The organism is Caenimonas aquaedulcis (assembly GCF_015831345.1).
GTDB classification, from domain to species: domain Bacteria; phylum Pseudomonadota; class Gammaproteobacteria; order Burkholderiales; family Burkholderiaceae_C; genus Ramlibacter; species Ramlibacter aquaedulcis.
This window is the reverse complement of record NZ_JADWYS010000001.1, coordinates 1,612,475-1,635,875: the sequence shown is the minus strand read 5'-3', so window position 1 is coordinate 1,635,875 and position 23,401 is coordinate 1,612,475. Positions and strand designations below refer to the sequence as shown.

Annotated in this window: 16 protein-coding genes; 5 read left to right on the top strand and 11 right to left on the bottom strand. The window is 66.9% G+C overall.

The annotated features are described in order from the left end of the window. Positions 1-7: 7 nt before the first annotated feature. The 7 genes from I5803_RS07855 to I5803_RS07825 form a co-directional block, all read right to left on the bottom strand. Positions 8-1,003: an oligopeptide/dipeptide ABC transporter ATP-binding protein gene (locus I5803_RS07855; RefSeq protein ID WP_196985818.1), complete on the bottom strand. Its 996-nt coding sequence runs from the start codon at positions 1,001-1,003 to the stop codon at positions 8-10. Beyond that, the gene (locus I5803_RS07850; protein ID WP_196985817.1) at positions 1,000-2,004 is read right to left on the bottom strand and encodes an oligopeptide/dipeptide ABC transporter ATP-binding protein; all 1,005 of its coding nucleotides are present in this window, start codon (positions 2,002-2,004) and stop codon (positions 1,000-1,002) included. Before I5803_RS07850 ends, I5803_RS07855 begins: the two co-directional genes overlap by 4 nt. Positions 2,005-2,006: 2 nt before the next feature. Further along, positions 2,007-2,915 carry an ABC transporter permease subunit gene (locus tag I5803_RS07845; RefSeq protein WP_196985816.1) on the bottom strand — a complete coding sequence of 303 codons (909 nt, stop codon included), beginning with the start codon at positions 2,913-2,915 and terminating at the stop codon, positions 2,007-2,009. Positions 2,916-2,924: 9 nt separating this feature from the next. Continuing rightward, on the bottom strand, positions 2,925-3,845 hold the full coding sequence (gene oppB / locus I5803_RS07840; protein ID WP_196985815.1) for an oligopeptide ABC transporter permease OppB: 921 nt from the start codon (positions 3,843-3,845) through the stop codon (positions 2,925-2,927). Between the two features lie 75 nt (positions 3,846-3,920). Next, positions 3,921-5,534 (bottom strand): peptide ABC transporter substrate-binding protein, encoded by a 1,614-nt coding sequence (locus tag I5803_RS07835; protein WP_196985814.1) that lies wholly within the window; start codon positions 5,532-5,534, stop codon positions 3,921-3,923. Positions 5,535-5,575: 41 nt separating this feature from the next. Beyond that, positions 5,576-7,393 (bottom strand): ABC transporter substrate-binding protein, encoded by a 1,818-nt coding sequence (locus I5803_RS07830; RefSeq protein WP_354001636.1) that lies wholly within the window; start codon positions 7,391-7,393, stop codon positions 5,576-5,578. A 10-nt stretch (positions 7,394-7,403) separates the two neighbouring features. Next, positions 7,404-9,224: an ABC transporter substrate-binding protein gene (locus I5803_RS07825; protein WP_196985812.1), complete on the bottom strand. Its 1,821-nt coding sequence runs from the start codon at positions 9,222-9,224 to the stop codon at positions 7,404-7,406. Positions 9,225-9,342: 118 nt separating this feature from the next. Here I5803_RS07825 and I5803_RS07820 point away from each other — a divergent pair, with 118 nt between their 5' ends. The 5 genes from I5803_RS07820 to I5803_RS07800 are packed head-to-tail and all read left to right on the top strand — an operon-like array spanning position 9,343 to position 17,674. Then, positions 9,343-10,281: an ABC transporter permease gene (locus tag I5803_RS07820; protein WP_196985811.1), complete on the top strand. Its 939-nt coding sequence runs from the start codon at positions 9,343-9,345 to the stop codon at positions 10,279-10,281. After that, positions 10,278-11,381, top strand: a complete 1,104-nt coding sequence (locus I5803_RS07815; protein ID WP_196985810.1) for an ABC transporter permease — start codon at positions 10,278-10,280, stop codon at positions 11,379-11,381. The genes I5803_RS07820 and I5803_RS07815 overlap by 4 nt, the downstream gene beginning before the upstream one ends. Positions 11,382-11,394: 13 nt before the next feature. Then, positions 11,395-13,074: an ABC transporter ATP-binding protein gene (locus I5803_RS07810; protein WP_196985809.1), complete on the top strand. Its 1,680-nt coding sequence runs from the start codon at positions 11,395-11,397 to the stop codon at positions 13,072-13,074. 8 nt (positions 13,075-13,082) lie between these two features. Next, on the top strand, positions 13,083-14,909 hold the full coding sequence (locus I5803_RS07805) for a S8 family serine peptidase (protein WP_196985808.1): 1,827 nt from the start codon (positions 13,083-13,085) through the stop codon (positions 14,907-14,909). A 17-nt stretch (positions 14,910-14,926) separates the two neighbouring features. Further along, a complete protein-coding gene (locus tag I5803_RS07800) occupies positions 14,927-17,674 on the top strand; it encodes a M16 family metallopeptidase (protein ID WP_354001635.1) in 2,748 nt (915 codons plus the stop codon). A 1-nt stretch (position 17,675) separates the two neighbouring features. Here the strand turns inward: I5803_RS07800 and I5803_RS07795 are convergent, their stop codons facing one another. The 4 genes from I5803_RS07795 to prfB all read right to left on the bottom strand — a co-directional run bounded on the left by I5803_RS07795 (position 17,676) and on the right by prfB (position 23,374). Next, the gene (locus tag I5803_RS07795; RefSeq protein WP_196985807.1) at positions 17,676-18,935 is read right to left on the bottom strand and encodes a 6-phosphofructokinase; all 1,260 of its coding nucleotides are present in this window, start codon (positions 18,933-18,935) and stop codon (positions 17,676-17,678) included. Between the two features lie 22 nt (positions 18,936-18,957). Then, entirely contained in the window at positions 18,958-21,612 is a 2,655-nt protein-coding gene (pepN, locus tag I5803_RS07790) for an aminopeptidase N (protein ID WP_196985806.1), read from the bottom strand. Continuing rightward, positions 21,605-22,270, bottom strand: a complete 666-nt coding sequence (locus I5803_RS07785) for an HAD family hydrolase (protein ID WP_196985805.1) — start codon at positions 22,268-22,270, stop codon at positions 21,605-21,607. Before I5803_RS07785 ends, pepN begins: the two co-directional genes overlap by 8 nt. Then, positions 22,270-23,374 (bottom strand): peptide chain release factor 2 gene (gene prfB, locus I5803_RS07780; RefSeq protein WP_196985804.1). Its coding sequence is split into 2 segments (ribosomal slippage): positions 22,270-23,292 and positions 23,294-23,374, totalling 1,104 coding nucleotides; the frame shifts between segments, so codons are not numbered across the junction. The genes I5803_RS07785 and prfB overlap by 1 nt, the downstream gene beginning before the upstream one ends. Positions 23,375-23,401: the final 27 nt, after the last annotated feature.

The window sequence follows — 23,401 nt, the reverse complement described above, 5'->3', positions numbered from 1 at the left end:
CGCTGCTTCAATACAACCAGCAGGCGGCCTCGGTGGCCGGCGTGACGGGCTTCAGGGGCGGGACTTCGGCCGCGCAGCGGTCGAAGGCGTGCGGGCAGCGCGTGCGAAACACGCAGCCCGACGGTGGATCGATCGGCGAGGGCAGGTCGCCGGTCAGCATCTGGATCACCTTGCCGCGCTCCAGCTTCGGGTCGGCCAGCGGCACGGCCGAGAGCAGGGCGCGCGTGTACGGGTGCTTCGGGTCGGCATAAAGCTCGTGCTTCTGCGCGAGCTCCATCACTCGTCCCAGGTACATCACGAGGATGCGCTGGCTCACGTGCTTGACCACCGCGAGGTCGTGCGCGATGAAGACGAGCGCGAGGTGCATCTCGGCCTGCAGGTCCTTCAGCAGGTTGATGATCTGCGCCTGGATCGAGACGTCCAGTGCCGACACCGGTTCGTCGCACACGATGAGTTTCGGTTCGAGGATGAGGGCACGCGCGATGCCGATGCGCTGGCACTGGCCGCCCGAGAACTCGTGCGGATAGCGATAGAGCTGGCCCTCGTTCATGCCGACCTTCACCAGCATGGCCTTCACGCGCGCGAGCACCTCTGCCTGCGTCAGCTCGGGGCGGTGCGTGCGCAGCGGCTCGCCGACGATCTGCGCGATGTTCATGCGCGGGTTGAGCGAGGCGAGCGGGTCCTGGAAGACCATCTGCACGTTGCGGCGCACCTTCTGCCAGTCCGCGCCGCTGGCGCCGGACATGTCGCGGCCGAGCCAGACGACTTTGCCCGCGCTCGCCGGAATGAGGTTCAGCAGCGCGCGCGCGAGCGTGGACTTGCCGCAGCCCGACTCGCCCACGATGCCCAGCGTTTCGCCGGGATAGAGGTCGAAGCTCACGCCGTTCACCGCCTTGAGCGTCCGCTTCTTGGGGAAGATGCCTTCGCCGCGCACGTTGAAGTGCACGTGCAGGTCGCGCACGGACAGCAGGGGCTCCCGGCCTTTCAAATCGACATCGCTCATGCCAGCACCTTCTGCGCTTCCTGGGCGATCTCGGACACCTCGCGATGGCACGCACGCAGCACCTGCGGATCACCCGGCGCGGGCAGCAGCGCCGGCCGCACCGCCGCGCACTTGTCGAACACGAAGGCACAGCGCTCGCTGAACGGGCAGCCCGCGGGCAGGCGCGCCATGTTCGGCGGCACGCCGGGGATCGCGACCAGCCGCTCGCCCTCGTGGTCGATCTTGGGCACCGCGCCGAGCAGGCCCAGGGTGTACGGATGCGTCGGCCGGTAGAAGATGCTCTCCGCGCTGGCCTGCTCCATGATGCGTCCGCCATACAGCACCATCACCTCGTCGCACAGGCCCGCGACGACGCCCAGGTCGTGCGTGATGAGGATGATGGCCGTGCCGAAGTCGCGCTGCAGGTCGCGCAAGAGCGCCATGGTCTGCGCCTGCACCGTCACGTCGAGCGCGGTGGTGGGTTCGTCGGCGATCAGGAGGTCGGGCTGGCACAGCAGCGCCATCGCGATCATGATGCGCTGTCGCATGCCGCCGGAGAACTCGTGCGGGTACATGCGGATGCGGCGCGCCGCGTCGGGGATGCGCACCTGCTCCAGCGTCTGGATCGCCAGTGTCAGCGCGCTCTTGCGCGTGAGGCCCTTATGCAGCTCCAGCACCTCGGTCATCTGCCGCTCCACCGTGAGGTAGGGGTTGAGCGACGTCATCGGGTCCTGGAAGATCATCGCGATCCGGTTGCCCCGGATGCGGTTCAGGTCGCGCGGCGCCATCGCGAGCAGGTCGTCGCCGTTGAAGCGCGCGCTGCCGGTCGCGCGGCCGTTGGATGCCAGCAGCCCCATCAGCGCGAGCATGCTCTGGCTCTTGCCCGAGCCGCTTTCGCCGACGATGCCGAAGGTCTGGCCGCGCTCGAGCGAGAAGCCCAGGCCGTTCACTGCCGTGACGTCGCCTTCGGGCGTCTTGAATTTCACGTTGAGGTCGTCGACCTCGAGGAGTTTGCCGGCCATGCTTAGCGTTCCTTGGGATCGAGCGCGTCGCGCAGGCCGTCGCCGATGAAGTTGAAGCAATAAAGCGTGATCGACAGCAGCGCCGCCGGGAAGAGCAGCATCCACGGCGCGACTTCCATCACCTTGGTGCCGTCCTCGATGAGCACGCCCCAGCTCGTCATCGGTTCCTGGATGCCCAGGCCGAGGAAGGACAGCACGGACTCCGTGAGGATCACCGAGGGCACCGTCACGGTGGTGTAGATCACGACGACACCCAGCAGGTTGGGCACGATGTGGTTGAAGATGATGCGGCGCGTCGGGACACCGATGGCGCGCGCGGCCTCGACGAATTCCATGGTGCGCAGCGACAGCGTCTGGCCGCGCACGACGCGCGCCATGTCCATCCACGAGAACGCGGTGATCGCGAGCACCACGAGGTAGAACTCGCGGCCCAGGATGGTGACCAGCAGGATCGCGATGAGCAGGTAGGGGATCGCGTACATCATGTCGACGATGCGCATCATGAAGCCGTCGATCTTGCCGCCGAGGAAGCCGGCGGTCGCGCCCCACGCGATGCCGACGGCGACCGAGCAGAGCGTCGCGAGCAGGCCCACCATGAGCGAGATGCGCCCGCCGATCAGGCAGCGCACGAGCAGGTCCCGGCCCGATTCGTCGGTGCCCCACAGGTGCATGTTCTGCAGCGTGGGCGGCAGCTTCATCGCGTCCCAGTCGGTGGAGTCGAAGTCGAAGGGCAGCACGAGCGGACCGAAGACGCACAGCGCGCCGATGACGAGCAGGGCGACGACGCTCGCGACCGCCGCCTTGTTGCGCATGAAGCGGGTGCGGGCGTCGGCCCAGGGGCTGCGGCCGGGCGTGACGGCGACCGGCTCGGCGAGCTGGTCGATGATCTGGCGGCGCGTGGAAAAGAACATGGCGCGCCTTCAGTAACGAATCTTCGGGTCGAGCGCGGCGTACGCGAGGTCGACGATCAGGTTGAGCGTCACCGCGAGCACCGTGATCAGCACGACGAGGCCGAGCACCAGCGTGTAGTCGCGGTTGCCCGCGCCGTTCACGATCAGCTTGCCCAGGCCCGGGATGGAAAACACGGTCTCGGTCACGAGCGCCGCGGTGATCGAGGAGATCGCGAGCGGGCTCAGCACCGAGATGACCGGCAGCAGCGCGGGCTTGAGCGCGTGGCGCAGTACCACGATGCGGGTCGGCAGGCCCTTGGCCCGCGCCGTGCGGATGAAGTTGCTGTGCATCACCTCGATCAGGCTGCCGCGCATCACCCGCGCGATGGTCGCGACATTGATGAAGGTGAGCAGGGCGACCGGCATGATCATGAACGCCGGCTTGAAGTCGTCCCAGCCGCCCGCGGGCAGCCAGTGCAGCCAGAGCGCGAACACGAGCACCAGCACCGGCCCGATGACGAAGGACGGGAACACGCTGCCCAGGTTACCCACCAGCATCACGCCGTAGTCGGCGGCGCTGTTCTGGCGCAACGCGGCGGCCGTCCCCATGGCGACGCCGACGAAAAAGGAAATCAGCATCGACAGCCCGCCGATGGACAGCGACACAGGCAGCGCCGCGGCGACGAGGTCGTTCACCGACCAGTCCGCATAGCGGAAGGACGCGCCGAGGTCACCGTGGATGACGTTGTTCAGGTAGAAGAGGTACTGCTGCCAGGGCGGCAGGTCCAGGTGGTACTTGGCCTGGAGGTTCGCGAGGACGGCGGCGGAGACCTGCTTGTCACTGTCGAAGGGGCCGCCCGGCGCGGCGTGCACGAGGAAGTAGCAGGCCGTGATGACGGCCAGCAGCGTGGGAATGGTCGCCAGCAGGCGACGCAATGTGTACGACCACATGGTGTGCAGGGCTCTCGCAAAAACGCCGGCGCAAAGGGTGCTGCGCCGGCGCGGTTGAGGGCGGGGGTACCGCCGTCAGTGCTTGATGATGTACAGGTCCTTGCTGCGGAAGCGGTCTTGCGCGTTCTGCAGCGAATACCCGCCGACGTAGGATTTTACCAGCCGGGGCAGGGAGTACTGGACGAGCGGGATCAGGGGGTAGTCCTCCATGATCATCTTCGTCGCCTGCGTGAGCAGGCCCTTGCGCTTGCCCGCGTCGTCGTTCTGCTCGGCCTGGGTGATCAGCTCCTCGGCCTTGCGGTTGCAGTTGAAGTTCAGGTTCTGGTCCGAATCGCAGCGCACGAGCGCGAGGAAGTTGGTCGCGTCGTTGTAGTCGGCGATGAAGCCGTCGCGCGCGATCTCGAAGGTGCCGTCATGGCGCTTCTTCACCAGCACCTTGAACTCCATCGCCTCGAGCTCGATGTCCACGCCCAGCTTTTTCTTCCACTCGGACTGCGCGAAGATCGCCATCTTCTTGTGGTATTCGCTGGTGTTGTACGTGAAGGTGTACTTGGTGCCGGGCTTCACGCCGGCGTCCGCCAGCAGCTTCTTCGCCTCGGCGACCTTCTTGTCCATGGGCCACTTCGCCCAATCGTAGTCGGTCATGTCGGCGCCTTCCATGCCCTTGACGATCAGGCCGTAGGCGGGTGCCTGCCCGTCGGCGGTGATCTTGGTGGCGAGGATGTCGCGGTCGATCACCATGGAGAGCGCCTTGCGCACGCGCACGTCCTTCATCGCGGGGCTCTGCGTCTGCAGCGTGTAGTAGCGCAGGCCCAGCATCGGCGCGTTGCGCACGTCCTTCGGGAATTTCTTCTTCGCGTCCTCGTAGGTGCCGGGCGGCAGCTGGTAGACCATCTCGTTCTGGCCCGACTCGAAGAGCTTCACGTCGGCGTTGCCGTCCTCCACGCCCAGGTAGGTGACGCGCGTGAGCTGCACGTGGTCCTTGTCCCAGTAGTGGGGGTTCTTCTCGATGACCACGCTGCGGTTCACGACCCAGTCCTTCAGCATGAAGGCGCCGTTGCCCACCATGTTGCCCGGCTTGGTCCAGTCCTTGCCGAACTTTTCCACCGACGCCTGGTGCAGCGGCCCGAGGTTGTTATTGGACAGGAGCTGCGGCAGGAAGGTGACGGGGAAGGCCGTCTTGATTTCCACCGTGAACTTGTCGAGCGCCTTCACGCCGACGTCGGCCGGCGGCTTCTTGCCCATCGCGACTTCCTTGCCGTTCAGCAGGAACACGCCGTAGGTGGTCGCGTACTTGGACGCGGTCTTGGGGTCCAGGAAGCGGCGGATGCCGTAGACGCAGTCCTGCGCCGTCACCGGGTCGCCGTTGGACCACTTGGCGTTTTGGCGCAGCTTGAACACCCAGGTGGTCGCGTTGGTCTGCTTCCAGCTCTCGGCCACGCCGGGCACGATCTTGCCGTCGCCGTCGTTGGCGGTGAGGCCTTCGAAGAGGTCGCGGGTGATGTTGTTCGCGCCCACCGTCTCGGCGAGGGCCGGGTCCAGCGTTTCGGGCTCGGAGCCGTTGTTGCGGATCAGCGTCTGCGTGGGATGCAGCTGGACGCCGGGCGGCACGATGGCGGCCAGGGCGGGCGCGGCGAGGGCGGCGCACAGGGCGAGCAGGGCGAAGTTGCGGGGAATCTTGTCTTGCATGAGGGTCCTCTTCGATAAGCGGAAATTCGCGGGCGCTGCCGTCACTTCTTCTTGGGAAGCTTGTCGGTGTCGATGTCGACGTACTGCCAGAACTCGCGCGCATTGGGGTGGCGCTTGTAGCCCACCAGCCAGGGCTGCATCATATCGGTGCCGATGCGGTGCACGCGCACCTTGATCGGCATGTACGCGGTCATGATGCGTCCCGCCTCGCGGATCACGCGGTCGCGTTCGGGCCCGTCCGGCATCACCGCCTGCTTGCGGTACAGCTCGTCGAACTTGTCGTTCTTGAAGCGCGAGTGGTTCTGCTGGCCGAAGGAGCCGCTGTAGCCCAGCGCCAGCACGCCCGCGCTGTCGGGGGAACTCGCGGACAGGCCGTAGCCCCACATCATCAGCTTGCCGGCGCGCGAGTTGCGCAGCTGCTCGGGCCACTTGCCGATCCGCAGCTCCAGCTTGATGCCGATCGCGTCGAGGTTCTTCTTCATCACCTCGTCGCGCTCGCGGTAGTCGGCGGCCGACAGCGTGTCGTACACCAGCACAAGCGGCTTGCCGTCCGGCAGCTCGCGCCAGCCGTCGCCGTCCTTGTCGGTGTAGCCGAACATGTCGAGCAGGGCCTTCGCCTTTGCCACGTCGTACGTGCCCATCTCCGAACGGTAGTCGGGATCGAACGAGCTGGTGTTGGGCATCACGAAGCCCTGCGCCACCATGGCCTGCCCGCGCATGGCCAGGCGCGCTTCCTGCTCGCCGCTCATCGCGAGGCCGACGGCCCGGCGCAGCGCCACCTTCTCCGGCGTGTAGCCGCCCACCACCGGGTTGAGCATGCTGAAGTAGATCATGCGGATGTCCGACAGCGGCACGCGCTCCATCTGGATGCCGAGCTTCGCGAGGTTGGGCGCCAGCTTGTTGTTGGGGATCGCGTGCGTCGCGAAGTTCTCCGGCAGGCGCTCGATCATGTCGTACTCGCCGTTCAGGAAGGACAGCCACCGCGGCTGCGGGTCGTCGATGATGGAGATCTCCACCCGGTCGATCATCGGCAGCTTGCGGCCCTTGAGCTTCGCGTAGATCGCCTGCGCCGCGGCGTCGCCCGGAGCCGGCTGCGCGTCGTAGAACTCGTCGCGGTAGCCCGGGTTGCGCACCAGCGTGATCTTCGAGGAGCGGCGCCATTCCTTGAGCATGAACGGGCCGGTGCCCACCGGATGCTCCATGATCGCGTCGCCGTATTTCTCCACGACCTCGCGCGCCACCGCGCCCATGATTCCCGGGTCGGCCAGCGTGAACAGGAAGCGCGGGCGCGCCTCGCCGAGCTTGAACTGCACGGTGTAGCGGTCCAGCGCGCGCATGCCCTCGATCTCGCTGTCGTAGTCGAACTTCGCGTCGCCGGCCTGCGCCTTCTTGCGCAGTTCGGCGAGGCCGAGGATCTTCTCCTCCTCGAGGCCGCTCACGAGAGGGCTCTTGCTCGCCGGGTCCATGATGCGCTTGTAGCTGTACACGATGTCCGCCGCCGTCACCTCGCGCCGCTTGCCGCCGAAGGCCGGGTCGTCGGCGAAGTAGATGCCCTTGCGCATCCTGACGGTGAAGGTGCGGAAGTCCGGGGAGATCTCCGGCATGCCGTCGGCCAGCACCGGCCGCACCTTGGCAGGGCGGGCGAGGTAGTCGTAGCCGTACAGCGCGTTGAAGATGTTCGCGGTGATGATGCGCGAATAGAGGTCGTTCAGCTGCGCGGGGTCGAACCCGGTCTCCGCAACCGGGAACGCATAGCGCAGGACTTTCTCGGGCGCAGCCGCTGCGCGGGTGGCCGGGAGGAGCAGGGCGCCGGCCAGTGCCAGCAAGGCGGTGGCGCGAGCGATGGTTTTCGTCGTCACAAACATGGTGTCACCCGTTGACTGCGCCGTTCCGGGGCATCTTGCCCGGATCGACGTCGATGAACTGCCAGAAATCGCGGCGGAACGGATGGCGCAGGTAGCCGCTCACCCAGGGCTGCCACATGTCGGTGGCGATGCGGTGTACCTTCACCTTGTAAGGCATGTACGCGATGAGGATGCGCTGCGCCTCGTTGATCACCGCGAGCCGCTCCGGCCCGTCGGGCATCACGGATTGCTTCTCGTAGAGCGCGTCGAACTTCGCGTTCGAGAAGCGCGCGTGGTTCTGCTCTCCGATCGACTTGCTGTAGCCCATGTCCAGGATGTTTCCGCTGTCAGGGGTGGTGGCGCTGCTGCCGAAGTTCCACATCATGAGTTTGCCCGCGCGCGAGTTGCGAAACTGTTCCGGCCACTGGCCGATGCGCAGGTTCAGCTTGATGCCGACCGCCGTGAGGTTTTTCTTCAGGATCTCGTCGAGCTCGCGGTAGTCCGCGCGCGACAAGGTGTCGTAGTCCAGCACCAGCGGCTTGCCATCGGGCATGTCGCGCCAGCCGTCGCCGTCCTTGTCGGTGTAGCCGAACAGGTCCAGCAGCGCGACGGCCCGGGCGCGGTCGAAGGTTCCCATCTCGGAGCGGTACTTCGGGTCGTAGAGCGTGGTGTTGGGCATGACGAAGCCCTGGGCCACGATCGCCTGGTCATGCCTGGGCAGGCGCACCTCCTCGCCGCTGTTGATCGCCAGGCCGATGGCCCGGCGCAGCGCCACCTTCTCGGGCGTGTAGCCGCCCACGACGGGATGCTCCATGTTCATGTAGGCGACGGTGAAGTCCGACAGGGGCTGCTGCGCCATGCGGATGCCCCGGTGCGCGAGGTTGGGCGCGAGCTTGTTGTTCGGGATCGCGTAGGTGGCGAAGTTCTGCGGCAGGCGTTCGAGGAAGTCGTGTTCGCCGTTGAGGAACGCGAGCCAGCGCGGCTGGGGGTCCTCGATGATGGAGACTTCGACGCGGTCGACGATCGGGAGTTTCCTGCCCTTGAACTCCTTGAGGATTTCGGCGCCTGCCGCCGTCGACGGCTCGCCCTCAAAGCGCTTGTCGCGAAAGGCCGGATTGCGCACCAGCGTGATCTTCGAGGCGCGGCGCCATTCCTTGAGGATGAAGGGACCCGTACCCACGGGGTGCTCCATGATGGCGTCGCCGTACTTTTCGACGACCTCCCGCGCGACGATGCCCATGGTCGCCGGATCGGCCAGCGCGTACATGAAGCGCGGGCGCGATTCTCCCAGCTTGACCTGCACCGTGTAGCGGTCGATCGCGCGCAAGCCTTCGACCTCGGTGTCGTAGTCGAACGAGCCGGTCGCCTCGGCCTTCTTGCGAAGCGCGGCGAGGCCGATCATCTTCTCCTCGGCGAAGCTGGAATAGTTCGGGCTCTTGTTCTTCGGGTCGAAGAAGCGCTTGAAGGTGTAGACGACGTCCCGGGCCGTGACTTCGCGCGGTTTGCCGCCGAAGGCGGGATCGTCGGAGAAGTAGATGCCCGCACGCAGCCGGAACGTGTAGGTGCGGAAGTCCGGCGCCACCTCGGGCAGCGCTTCGGCGAGGTTGGGCACCATCTTCGCGGGGCGCGCGAGGTAGTCGTATTCGTACGGCGCCTCGAAGATGTGCCCGACGACGGCGGCCGAGTACAGGTCGGTGATCTGCGCGGGGTCGAACCCCGTCTCGGTGCCGAGGAACGCGTAGCGCAGGACTTTTTCAGGATTCGCAGCAGTCTGGGCGCATGCCGGGTGGGCGGCGCCTAGTGCCAGGCAAAGGCTGGTGGCCAATGCCCAGAGTCGGGACGTCATGGTTGGAAACACCTATTGGGGGGTCGCAGGACGCAAGCATAATGCGCGCCGGGGCCTCCGCCACGAGCGGTTTCCCGAAGTCGAGTCCCGGCGCCATCCGCCAGCCGCACAATTACACATGCTGTCCTACATCCTCCGACGGATCCTGCAGATGATCCCGACGCTGGCAGGCGTGATCCTGCTGGTGTTCTTTCTCTTCAAATACTTCGGCGACGACCCCGCCGAAATCCTGGGCGGCCTGCAGGCCAGCCAGGAGCAGATCGACTCCATCCGGCGCCAGCTCGGGCTGGACCTGCCCACCTGGCAGCAGCTGTGGCTGTTCGTCAAGAAGGTGGTCACGTTCAACTGGGGCGCCAGCTGGTCGACCAAGGAGACGGTGTCGAACATCTTCGCCACGCGCCTGCCGGCGACGCTGACGATCATGATCCCCATCCTCATCCTCGAGGTCGGCCTGGCCATCGTGGCGGGCATGGCGGTGGCCTACGTGCGCGGCAGCCTCACGGACCGCCTGGTGATGATCATCAGCACCGTCGCGCTGTCGATCAGCTTCCTGGTCTACGTGATCATCGGTCAGTACCTGTTCGCCTTCCAGCTGGGCTGGTTCCCGGTGCAGGGCTGGACGGCCAGCACCTGGACCAACCTCCTGGTCTATGCGCCCCTGCCTGTGATGATCGCCGTGCTGGTGAGCCTCGCCCCGGCCACGCGCCTGTACCGCAGCTTCTTCCTCGACGAGATCGGCCACGACTACGTGCGCACCGCGCGCGCCAAGGGCGTGCCCGAGAAGACCATCCTCTTCAAGCACGTGCTGCGCAACGCGATGATCCCGATCCTCACGAACGTGGCGACCCAGCTGCCCGGCGTGTTCATCGGCTCCTTCCTGATCGAGGTGTTCTTCTCGATCCCGGGCCTGGGCCGCGAGGTCTACGCCGCGGTGGGCCGTGGCGACTTCCCCGTCATCCAGGCGGTCACGATCTACCTGGCCGCGCTCACGATGGTGATCAACCTGGTCACCGACGTGCTCTATAAATTCGTCGATCCGCGCGTGGTGCTCAAATGAACGCCAATCCGAGCCTCCCCGTCGCCGCCGCTGAGGGCATCGATCCGCCGGGCGTCCCCCTCGTCGAAAGCCTGCCCCGCTCGCCCAGCGTCTGGGCGCAGGCGTGGGCCCGCCTGCGCCGCGACCGCGTGGGCATCGTGTCCCTGTGGATCGTCGGCGCCTTCCTCGTGCTCGTGGTGCTGGCCCAGGTCGGCCTGCTGGCCGGCGGCTGGCAGCGCGAGGTCGGCGAGCCCTTCGCGCCCCCGACCTTCGTCGGCGCCCAGGCCAGGGAAGCGGCGAAGGCGGAAGCGCCGGCCTTGCCCAACGTCGACCTGACCGACATCGATCCGCTCGCGCCCTACTACAAGCAGTGGGCCGAGCGCGCCGCGCAGGTGAAGACGGTGGCCATCGAAAAGTCGGCGACGCTGCCCTTCGGCGGCGACCGCATCGGCCGCGACGTGCTGTCCAAGGCGGTGAAGGGCGCGCAGGTGTCCATCCTCGTGGGTATCGCGGCGGCGTTCCTCGCGACGCTGATCGGCACCGTGCTGGGCGCGGTGGCGGGCTATTTCGGCGGCAAGCTCGACGACCTGCTCGAGTGGGTCTACAACGTCTTCACGTCCATCCCGTACATCCTGCTGATCTTCGCCCTGGCCGCGGTCTTCAAGTACGGCCCGATGGGCAAGGTTTTCTCCAGCAGCATCGTGCCAGTGGTGCTGATCCTGGGCATCGTCGGCTGGACGGGCATCTACCGGCTCGTGCGGGCCGAATACATCAAGCACCGCGGCCGCGAATACGTGCGCGCCGCCGAGTCGATCGGCGCGAGCCACGCGGCGCGCATGTTCGGGCACATCCTGCCCAACATCAGCCACGTCGTGCTCGTTCAATTGAGCCTGCACGTGGTGAGCTTCATCAAGGCGGAAGTGATCCTGTCCTTCCTCGGCCTGGGCGTACCGATCGACATGGTCAGCTGGGGCACGATGCTCGCCGAGGCGCAGACCGAACTCGTGCTGGGCAAGTGGTGGCAGCTCGTCGCCGCCACCGCCTTCATGGCCACCTTCGTCACCGCGTTCGCGCTGCTTACTGACGCGCTGCGCGACGCGATGGACCCCAAGCTTCGTTGACAGGAACCGCCACATGTCTGCATTGATCGAAGTGCGCGACCTGCGCGTGAGTTTCCGTATGGGCCGCGAGGTGCACGAAGCCGTGCGCGGCGTGAGTTTCGACATCCCCGCCAACACCACGGTGGCACTGGTCGGCGAGTCCGGCTCCGGCAAGAGCGTGACGGCGATGAGCATCGTGCGCCTGCTGCCGGACAACGCGATCGTCGGCGCGGACAGCCACATCTTCTACGAGGGCCGCGACCTCGCGCACAACAGCGCCGAAGAAATGCGCCGCCTGCGCGGCAAGGACATCTCGGTGGTGTTCCAGGAGCCGATGAGCTCGCTCAACCCGGTGCTCACCGTGGGCGACCAGATCGCCGAGGTGCTGCGCATGCACTTCCCGCTCGGCCATCGCGCCGCGCGCGACCGCGCGCTCGAACTGCTCGCGGAAGTGGGCATCCCCGAGCCGCGCGCACGCCTCGATGCCTATCCGCACGAGCTCTCGGGCGGCCAGCAGCAGCGCGTGATGATCGCCATGGCGATCGCCTGCGAGCCGAAGCTCCTGATCGCCGACGAGCCCACCACCGCGCTGGACGTGACGGTGCAGCGGCAGATCGTGGACCTGCTCGCGAAGCTGCAGGAGCGCCAGAAGATGAGCGTCCTGTTCATCAGCCATGACCTCGGCCTGGTGGGCGAGATCGCGAAGCAGGTCGTCGTCATGCGACACGGGGAGGTGCGTGAGGCCGGTCCGGTCGGCCAGATATTCGGCGCGCCGCAGGACGCCTACACGCGTGCGCTGCTCGCCTGCCGCCCGCGCCTGGACACGCGGCCGCGCCGCCTGCCGGTGATCGACGATATCGTGAACAACCGTCCGATCGTGACCGAGCAGCGGGTCTCCGCGCCGAGCGAGGGCCCGGCGCTGATCGAAGTGTCGGGGCTGTCCAAGGCCTACCGCCTGAAGGAGGGTTTCTTCAGGCGCCGGACCATCGACGCGGTGAAGCAGGCGGACTTCGTGCTGCACAAGGGCCGCACGCTGGGCGTGGTGGGCGAATCCGGCTCGGGCAAGACCACGGTGGGCATGATGCTCACGCGGCTCACCGACGCGACGACGGGCCGCATCCTGTTCGAAGGACAGGACCTGGCGGCGCTCAATGCGGCGCAGATGCGCCCCTTCCGCCAGCGCATCCAGATCATTTTCCAGAACCCGTACGCGAGCCTGAACCCGCGCTTCACGGTGGGACAGATCCTGATGGAGCCGATGAAGATCCACGGCATCGGCGCGGACGACGATGCGCGCGCGCGCCTCGCGCTCGGCTGGCTGGAGAAGGTGGGCCTGCCCGCCGCGGCCTTCGGCAAGTACCCGCATGAGTTTTCCGGCGGCCAGCGCCAGCGCATCGCGATCGCGCGCTGCCTCACGATGCAGCCGGAGATCATCGTGTGCGACGAGAGCGTGAGCGCGCTCGACGTGAGCGTGCAGGCCACGGTGCTGAACCTGCTGCTGGACCTGCAGGAAGAATTCGGCCTCACCTATGTCTTCATCAGCCATGACCTCGCGGTGGTGAAGTACATGGCCGACGACATCCTCGTGATGAACAAGGGGGAGATCGTCGAGCGCGGCAGCGCCGAGGCGATCTACGCCAACCCGCAACACCCGTACACGCGGCAGCTGCTCGCCGCGATCCCGCGCGGCTACGAGGCCGCCGTTCCCGCCTGAGGTTCGAGATGAAGAAACTGTCCTTCGCGGCCATCGCCATGGCCTGTGCGTTGTCCTTCGGCGTGTCCCACGCCCAGGCCCTGAAGCGGGCCGAGAAGGCCGACGACCTCCCGCGCTACAGCTACCCCGTGCAGGGCCCGCTGGAAGCTGTCGTGCGGGAGCCGCAGCGCTTCACGCCGTTCGCGCAGGGCGTGCGCCGCGACCTGGAAAGCACGCTCGCCACCTACGACATCGCGGAACTCGCGACGCGCCGGCAGATGCTCGGCGTGCTCGTCCAGCTCGACATGCTGGAGGGCCGCCACGAGGACGCGCTGCGCCGCTCCGCGCAGATCCAGCAGTTGCAGGAAAAGCCCGCCGACAAGCTGCTCTCGGGGTTGACGGTGCGCGCCATCGTCGCCGGCCTGAAGAAGGGCGAGCGCGGATCGGCCGCGTACAACGCCGAGGTGGCGCGCTTCATCCGCGAGGAACTCGACCGCCTGCCCTACGCGGTGATCCAGAACGACATCATGCGTGCCAAGGCGGGCATGCAGACGTTCGGCGAGACGCTGGCCCTCGGCCGCGTGCGCGAGGTGCTGCAGCCGGTCGCGACGCGCACGGGCGCGCTCAGCTCCGACCTCGCGCCGGCGATCGTCTCGACGCGCTACGCGCTCGAATACGTCCTTCCGCTCAAGGCCGTGCTGACCGACACCTATACGGCCTACCTGAACGCGCACAAGGTCGACAAGCCGGACATCTGGGCCGCGCGCGACGTCGCGCTGCCGCCGGGGCGCAACTACACGCCCGTCACCGTCGTCGTCTGGGACAGCGGCGTGGACATGGGCCTGTTCAAGGACCAGGTGCTGACGCAGGACGGCAAGCCCGCGATGGTCGCCTTCGACCGGCGCGGCGCACCGTCGGCCGAGCCGCTCAAGCCGATTCCGGAGGAGTTGCGCGGCCGCCTGGACGCGATGCAGGCGCGCAGCAAGGGGCTGTCGGACCTCACGTCCAACATCGACAGCCCCGAGGCCGCCGACATGCGCAACCTGATGTCCAGCCTGCCGCCGGAGCAGTACAAGTCCGTGCAGGAGCAGCTTCGCCTCACGAGCGTCCATTCGCACGGCACGCACGTGGCGGGCATCACCATGGCGGGCAATCCCTATGCGCGGCTGGCCAATGCGCGCATCGAGTTCGGCCACACGCTGCTGCCCGACCCGTGCCCCACGCGCGAGCTCGAGGAGCGTATCTCGGCGAACTTCGCGCGCTACGCGGACTTCATCCGCCGCTCCGGCGCGCGCGTGGTGAACATGAGCTGGGGCGGCAACCTGCGCTCCTACGAGGTCGAGCTGGAGCAGTGCGGCATCGGCAAGGACACGGCCGAGCGCAAGGCGCTGGCGCGCGAATACTTCGACATGCACTTCAAGGCGCTGAAGGCCGCATTCGAGTCGCTGCCCGACGTGCTGCTCGTCACCTCCGCGGGCAACTCCGCGAACGACCCCACCTTCAACGACGCCTACCCGTCGGGCATCACCCTGCCGAACCTGGTGTCGGTCGGTGCGGTGGACAAGGCGGGCGACGAGGCGTCGTTCACCAGCTACGGCCCGACCGTGCTGCTGCATGCCAACGGCTACCAGGTGGACAGCTATGTGCCGGGCGGACGGCGGCTTGCGATGTCCGGCACCTCCATGGCCTCGCCGCAGGTCGCCAATCTCGCAGCCAAGATGCTCGCGGTGAAGCCTTCGCTCAAACCGCAGGAAGTGATCGCGATCATGCGCAGCACGGCCGACCGCAGCGAGGACGGCCGCCGCACGCTGGTGAACCCGAAAAAAGCGCTGGCGGCCGTCGGCTACCAGCCCTGATCCCTGGAGCAGACAACGTGACCCAATTCCTGCAACGCACGGCGGCTTTGCTGCTGTCGGCCTGCGCCGCTGCCGCCTTCGCGCAACCCGCACCGGACATCGCGATCCCGGACATTCCCTACACGAAGTTCGTGCTGAGGAACGGCCTCACGCTGCTCGTGCACGAGGACCACAAGCTGCCGGTGGTGGCGGTCAACACCTGGTACCACGTGGGCTCGAAGAACGAGAGCCCGGGCAAGACGGGCTTCGCCCACCTGTTCGAGCACCTCATGTTCAGCGGCAGCGAGAACTTCAACAAGACCTACCTCTCGGCCCTGTCGCAGGCCGGCGCGACCAGCCTGAACGGCACGACCAACAACGACCGCACCAACTACTTCCAGAACGTTCCGGTGGGCATGCTCGACTATGCGCTGTTTGCGGAGAGCGACCGCATGGGGCACCTGCTGGGCGTGCTGGACCAGAAGAAGCTGGACCTGCAGCGCGGCGTGGTGCAAAACGAAAAGCGCCAGGGCGAGAACCGGCCCTACGGCCCCGCCTACCAGCTCATCACCGAGAACACCTACCCGGCGGGCCATCCGTATTCCTGGACGGTGATCGGCTCGATGAAGGACCTGGACGCCGCGAGCATGGAAGATGTGCGCACGTGGTTCCGGACCTACTACGGGCCGAACAACACGACGCTGGTGCTCGCCGGGGACATCACGCCGCAGGCGGCCCGCGAGAAGGTGGAGAAGTACTACGGCGACATCCCGCCCGGCCCGCCGCTGGCGAAGCACCGCGAGTGGATCGCCAAGCGCACGGGAACGCATCGCGGCGTGCTGGAAGACCGCGTGCCGCAGGCGCGGCTCTACCGCATCTGGAACGTGCCGCCCACGCGCTCCGCGACCGAGCCCCTGCTCGACCTCGGGGCGCACGTGCTGGGTGGCGGCAAGACCTCCCGCCTCTACCAGCGGCTTGTCTACAAGGACCAGGTGGCGACCAGCGCGACGGCGAGCAATGACGCCGGCGAGATCGCCGGGCAGTTCGACATGACGCTGACCGCGCGCCCCGGCGGCGACCTGGGCGTGGTCGAGCGCGCCGCCGCGCAGGAGCTGGCGGCCTTGCTGCGCACCGGCCCGACGGACGCCGAACTGCGACTCGCGAAGACGGCGATCCTGGCCCGCTATGCGCGCATCGCCGAGCGTGTCGGGGGCTTCGGCGGCAAAAGCGACCTGCTGGCGGAATGCCAGACCTACACCGGCAATCCGCATTGCTACAAGGACTACCTGGAGCGCATCAAGGCGGCCACGCCCGCCTCGGTCCAGGCGGCCCTGGTGCAGTGGCTGAGCGACGGCGACTACGTGCTGGAAGTCAAGCCCTTCGCCGAAGGCGTGGCGAGCGCCTCCGGCGTGGACCGCACGAAGGAGCCCGCACCGGGCCAGCCGTCCGCGCTCAACCTGCCCAAGCCGCAGGCGGTGACGCTGGCCAATGGGCTGCGCGTCGTGCTGGTGGAGAGTCACGCGGCCCCCGTCGTCAACCTGTCGCTGATCGTCGATGGCGGCTATGCGTCGGACCCTCCGGCCCAGCCCGGCCTCGCGAGCTTCGCGCTGCGGCTGATGGAAGAGGGCACCGCCCGCCGAGACGCCACGAAACTCGGGCAGGAACTGGAAAGCCTGGGCGCCACGCTGTCCACGAGCGCCAACCTCGACGGCTCCTTCCTGAACATGAACGCCTTGAAGGCCACGCTGCCGCAGGCCGTGGACATCTTCGCGGACGTCGCATTGCACCCCGCGTATGCCGACACGGACGTCGAGCGCATCCGCAAGGACCGGCTCGCCGCGATCCAGCGCGAGAAGTCCAACCCGGAGACGATGGCGCTGCGGGTCATTCCTGCGCTGCTGTACGGCAAGGACCACGCGTATGCGGGCCCGCTCACCGGCACGGGCTCGGAGGCGGCCGTGGGCCGCATCACGAAGGCCGAACTCGCGGCCTACCACCAGGCGTGGTTCAAGCCGAACAACGCGACGCTGCTCGTCGTGGGAGACACGAAGCTCGCCGAGCTCGTGCCGCTGCTCGAGAAGTCGCTGGCGGGTTGGAAAGCCGGCGACGTCCCGGCCAAGAACGTCGCCACCCTGGCGCCCGCCGCGAAGACGGTGATCTACCTGATGGACAAGCCGGGCGCCTTGCAGAGCGTGATCCACGGCGCGCAGCTCGTACGCACAGGCAGCCCGAAGGAGCGCGTGGAACTGCGCCTCGTCAACAACATCTTCGGCGGTACCTTCAGCTCGCGCATCAACATGAACCTGCGCGAGGACAAGCACTGGTCGTACGGGGTCTGGAGCCAGGTGACGCCCGCGCTCGGCCAGCAACCCTATGTGTCGAACTCCCCGGTGCAGACGGACAAGACGGCCGAAGCGCTGCAGGAACTCGTCAAGGAATACGCCGCGATCGCCGGCGCCCGGCCGATCGCCGCGGACGAACTGCGCGTGGCGCAGCAGAAGGAGGCCTTCGCCCTGGCCGGTTCCTTCGAAACGACAGGGGAGTTGAGCGGCGCCTATTCCGCCGTGCTGCAGTACAAGCTGCCGGCGGACTACTACGACACTTACGCGCGGACCGTGCTGGCCCTGACGCCGGAGCAGGCGAACGCGCTGGCCCGGCGCGTCATCGTGCCGGCCGAGGTGACCTGGGTGGTCGTCGGCGACATGAGCAAGGTCGAAGCCGGCATCCGCCAGCTGAACCTCGGTGAAGTCCGCCGGATCGATGCGGACGGCAACCCGGTGAAGTGAGTTACTTCAGGTCGAACTTGGGCAGTTTCTTCGCGACCGGCACGTTCTTCAGTGTCGCGTACACGGGCACGCCGTCCTTGTACTTCGGGTAGTCCTCGCCCTGGATCAGCGGCTTGAGGTAGCGTTTGCACGGCTCGGTGATGCCGAAGCCGTCGGCGGTGATGAAGTTGCGAGGCATGAACTTCTCCACGTTCGCCACCCTGGCGAGAGGCGCCATGCCGATCTTGTACTTGTAGGGCTTGTCGCTGATGCGGTCCACCGTGGGCATGACCGCGTTGTGCCCCTTGAGCGCGAGCTGCACGGCCGCCTTGCCGAGCTCGTAGGCCTGCTTCACGTCCGTCTTTGACGCGATGTGCCGCGCGGCGCGTTGCAGGTAATCCGCCACGGCCCAGTGGAACTTGTGGCCCAGCGCGTTCTTCACCATGTTCGCGACCACCGGCGCCGCGCCGCCGAGCTGCGCATGGCCGAAGGCGTCGCGCGTGCCCTGTTCCGCGAGGAACTTGCCGTCGGGGTAGTGGCAGCCTTCGGAGACGACGACCGTGCAGTAGCCGTGCTGCTTGACCAGCTTGTCCACGCGCGCGAGGAATTTCTTCTCGTCGAATTCGATTTCGGGGAACAGCACGATCACGGGGATGCCGTGGTCTTCGATGAGTCCGCCCGCCGCCGCGATCCAGCCGGCATGGCGTCCCATCACTTCCAGCACGAACACCTTGGTCGAGGTCTTGGCCATGGAGCGCACGTCGAACGAAGCTTCCAGCGCGGACACGGCGACGTACTTCGCGACGGAGCCGAAGCCGGGGCAGCAGTCGGTGATCGGCAGGTCGTTGTCCACGGTCTTGGGCACGTGGATGGCCTGGATGGGGTAGCCCATGCTGTCGGCGAGCTGGCTCACCTTGAAGCAGGTGTCGGCCGAGTCGCCGCCACCGTTGTAGAAGAAGTAGCCGATGTCGTGCGCCTTGAAGACTTCGATCAGCCGCTCGTATTCGCGCTTGTTCGCCTCGAGCGATTTGAGCTTGAAGCGGCACGAGCCGAAGGCGCCCGACGGCGTGGAGCGCAGCGCGGCGATGGCCGAGGCGGATTCCTTCGTCGTGTCGATCAGGTCTTCGGTCAGCGCGCCGATGATGCCGTTGCGCCCCGCGTAGACCTTGCCGATCTTCGCCTTGTTGGCGCGCGCGGTTTCGATCACGCCGCAGGCGGATGCGTTGATGACGGCGGTGACGCCGCCGGACTGGGCGTAGAAAGCGTTCTTCCTGGATGCCATGATGGTTGGGGTTCCTTGCGGTTCAGTCGGCCAGCGCGCGTGTCACCACTTCGCGCACGTCGTTGGACAAATCGGGTTTCGCGGCCACGCGCGCGATCGCCTCGCGCGCCGCGCCGCGCATGGGCTCGGCGAGCTTCTTCCAGCGGTCCAACGCGCGGGCGAGCCGCGCGGCCACCTGCGGGTTGATGCTGTCCAGCTCGATCACGCGCTCACTCCAGAACACGTAGCCCGCCGCGTCGTGGCGGTGGAAGCCGCCCGGGTTGGCGCTGCAATAGCTGAAGATCACGCTGCGCGCGCGGTTGGGGTTGCGCAGGCTGAAGTCCGGGTGCTTCATGAGCTGCTTCACCGCGGGCAGCACGTTGCCGCCGCGGTCCGGCGCGCCGGCCTGCAGGGCGAACCACTTGTCCAGCACCAGCGCCTCGTCCTTGAACATCGCGTGGAAGCGCTGCAGGGCCTGGCCCGCGAGCTCGTGCCCGCTCGTCACCAGCGCGGCGAGGGCGTTGAAGCGGTCGGTCATATTGCTCGCGTCCTTGAAGCGCTGCAGCGCCTTGCCGGGCCACACGGCATCGCCGGACGCGCGTGCGGCCAGGCACAGGTTCGTGAGCGCGAGGCCGGTGAGAGCGCGGCGGCCGGACGAGACGGAGTCGGGCGTGTACGCGCCGTTTTCCTTGTGCGTCTCGAAGGCCCACTGCCAGTCGTCGTACAGGGCGCCGGCGAGCTGCTCGCGCATGGCTTCGCGTACCGCGTGGATGCGCTGCGGGTCCACCACGTCGAGCTGTTCGCCGAGGTAGGTTTCGGCGGGCAGGGTGAGGGCGAGCTCCTTGAACGCGGCGTCGAGCTTCGGGTCGCGCAGGACGGTGCGCATCGCCTCGATGTAAGGTGCGTCCAGCCGGATGTCGCCTGCCGCGAGCCCGTCCTGGCCGATGTAGCCCAGCGCACGGTTCACCGCCAGCCGCTGTCCGGCTTCCCAGCGGTTGAACGGGTCGGTGTCGTGCGCGAGCAGCGTGAGCAGTTCCGCATCGGTGTAGTCGTATTCCAGGATCACCGGCGCGCTGAAGCCGCGCAGGATCGACGGCACCGGCGCCGCCTGCAGCCCCGGGAAGGTCAACGTCTCGGTCGCTTCGGTCAGCACGTGCATCCCGTGCGAGAGCTCGGCGCCATCCGCGCCGAGCAGCCCGAGGCCGATCGGGATGACGAAAGGCTCCTTGACCTCCTGGCCCGCCGTCGGCGGGCAGCTCTGCGTGAGGGTGAGGTTGTAGATGCCGGAGGCGGCGTCGTAGTGGCCCACGGCCTTCACGCGCGGCGTGCCCGCCTGGCTGTACCAGCGCTTGAATTGCGGCAGCAACTGCGCGAGCTTCGATTCGGGGTTCGCGTCGGCGATGGCCTGCGCGAAGTCGTCGCAGGTCACGGCGTGGCCGTCGTGCCGCTCGAAGTACAGCTTCATGCCGCTCGCGAAACCGTCGCGCCCGACGAGCGTCTGCATCATCCGCACGACTTCGGCGCCTTTTTCGTACACCGTGACGGTGTAGAAATTGTTGATCTCCATGTATTGGTCCGGGCGCACCGGGTGCGCCATCGGGCCGGCGTCCTCGGGGAACTGCGCGGTGCGCAGCACCCGCACGTCCTCGATCCGCTTGACGGCGCGCGCCGAGGCTTCGCCCGCGAGGTCCATGCTGAATTCCTGGTCGCGGAACACCGTGAGGCCTTCCTTCAGCGAGAGCTGGAACCAGTCGCGGCAGGTGATGCGGTTGCCCGTCCAGTTGTGGAAGTACTCGTGGCCCACCACCGATTCGATGTTGCCGAAGTCGGTGTCCGTCGCCGTGGCCTGGCTGGCCAGCACGTACTTCGTGTTGAAGATGTTCAGGCCCTTGTTCTCCATCGCGCCCATGTTGAAGTCGCTGGTGGCGACGATCATGAAGCGCTCGAGGTCCAGCGTCAGGCCGAAGCGCGCTTCGTCCCAGGCGACGGAGGCCATGAGCGAATTCATCGCGTGCTCGGTCTTGTCCAGGTCGCCGGGGCGCACGTAGACCTGCAGCAGGTGTTCGTTGCCCGCGCGGGACTTGATGCGTTGCTCGCGCGCGACGAGCTGCCCCGCGACGAGCGCGAAGAGATAGCTCGGCTTGCGGAAGGGGTCGACCCATTTCGCGAAATGGCGCCCATCGTCCATGTCGCCCTGTTCCACCAGGTTGCCGTTGGACAGCAGCACCGGGTAGGCTTTCTTGTCCGCGCGCAGCAGCACGGTGTAGCTGGCCATCACATCCGGGCGGTCGAGGAAGTAGGTGATGCGCCGGAAGCCCTCGGCCTCGCACTGCGTGAAGAACGAATCGTTGCTCACGTACAGGCCCGACAGCTTGGTGTTCTTCGCGGGCGCGCAGGTCGTGAAGATCTCCAGGTCGAAGGGCTCGAAGCCGTCCGGCAGGTTTTCCAGCACGAGCTGGTTGTTCTCCATCTTGAAGGAAGTGCCCTGGCCGTTCACGAGCACGCGCGCGAGGTTGAGCTCCTCGCCGTCCAGGCGCAGCGGCTGCGGCATGACGTCGGGGTTGCGGCGCAGCTTCATCCGGTTCAGGACACGGGTCTTGGCCGGGTCCAGGTCGAAGCACAGGTCGACGGTGTCGATCCAGAAGGCGGGCTCCTGGTAGTCGGCACGGTAGATGACGTTGTTGTGACCTTCACGCATAGAGTCTCTCCAGAAAGTCGGATTGCAGGAGTTCATGGTAGTCGCGCACCTGCGCCACCACATGGTCGCCGGCGAGCTCGCCGGGGGAATGGCTGGTGCACACGGCCACGGCGCGCATGCCGGCGCGGCGCGCGGCTTCGATGCCGAAGGGCGCGTCCTCGAAGACGATGCAGTGCGCGGGCTCCACGCCCATGCGCCGCGCGGCCTCCAGGAAGATCGCGGGTTCGGGCTTGCCGGGCAGGCCCTCGTCGCCGCCCACCACCGCGTGCGGCATGGGGTCCATCTTCAGGTGACCGAATGCGAAGGCGATGTTGTGCCTGTCGCCGGCCGTGCCGACGCCCACCTTGAAGCCGCGCGCATGCGCATCGGCCGCGAAACGCCGAAAGCCGCCCACTTCGGTGAAGACCGGCGTGAAGAGCTCGCGGTAGATCGCTTCCTTCTCGTGGATGAAGGCAAGCGCTTCGTCCTCGGGGACGTCGCGCTCGAACAACTCGCGCATGCACTCGACGCCCGTGCGGCCGGTGGTGCGGCGCATCAGTTCGGGCACGTCGATGTCCACGCCGTGGCGGCGCGTGAACTCGATCCAGCTCTTCGCATGGAAGGGCATCGAATCGATCATCGTGCCGTCCATGTCGAAAATCAGGCCCGCCGTCCTCATCACACGCCCTGCTTGAGCGAGGCCTCGATGAAGGGATCGAGATCGCCGTCCAGCACCTTCTGCGTCGCGGAGATTTCCACGCCGGTGCGAAGGTCCTTGATGCGGCTGTTGTCCAGCACGTAGCTGCGGATCTGGTGGCCCCAGCCGACGTCCGTCTTGGTGTCCTCGAGCTTCTGCTGTTCTTCCATGCGCTTGCGCATCTCGTAGTCGTACAGGCGCGAGCGCAGCCGCTTCCAGGCGACGTCGCGGTTGCTGTGCTGGCTGCGGCTGTCCTGGCACTGCACCACGATGTTGGTCGGGATGTGCGTGAGGCGCACGGCCGAATCCGTCTTGTTGATGTGCTGGCCGCCCGCGCCGCTCGCGCGGTAGGTATCGACCCGCACGTCTGCCGGGTTGATTTCGATCTCGATCGAGTCGTCGATCTCCGGGTAGACGAACACGCTCGCGAAGCTCGTGTGGCGCCCGCCCGAGGAGTCGAAGGGCGACTTGCGCACGAGCCGGTGCACGCCCGTCTCGGTGCGCAGCAGGCCGAACGCGTATTCGCCTTCGATCTTGATGGTCGCGCTCTTGATGCCCGCCGTGTCGCCGGGCGTCTCGTCTTCGACCGTGGTCTTGAAGTTCTTGCGCTCGGCGTACTTCAGGTACTGGCGCAGCAGCATGCTCGCCCAGTCGCACGCTTCCGTGCCGCCCGCGCCCGCCTGGATGTCCAGGAAACAGTTGAGCGGATCGGCCGGGTTGTTGAACATGCGGCGGAACTCGAGCTCCTCCACCAGCTTGGCGAGCTTGTCGGCCTCGGCTTCGATGGTGGCGAGGCCGGCGTCGTCGCCTTCCTCCTTGCTCATCTCGAAGAGCTCGAGGTTGTCGGACAGTTCAGTGGTGAGGGTGGAGAGCGTCCCGACGACGCCGTCGAGCTGCTTCTTCTCCCGGCCCAGTTCCTGGGCCTTCTTCGGGTCGTTCCAGACCTGCGGGTCTTCGAGCGACGCGTTGACCGTCCTCAGGCGCTCCGATTTGGCATCGAAGTCAAAGATACCCCCGGAGGGACTGGGTACGGGCGGCGAGGTCGGCGAGCTTGCCGCCGATGAGGTTGATGCGTTCTGCGTCCATGATGGTAGTGTTCCGGTGAACCCCGGA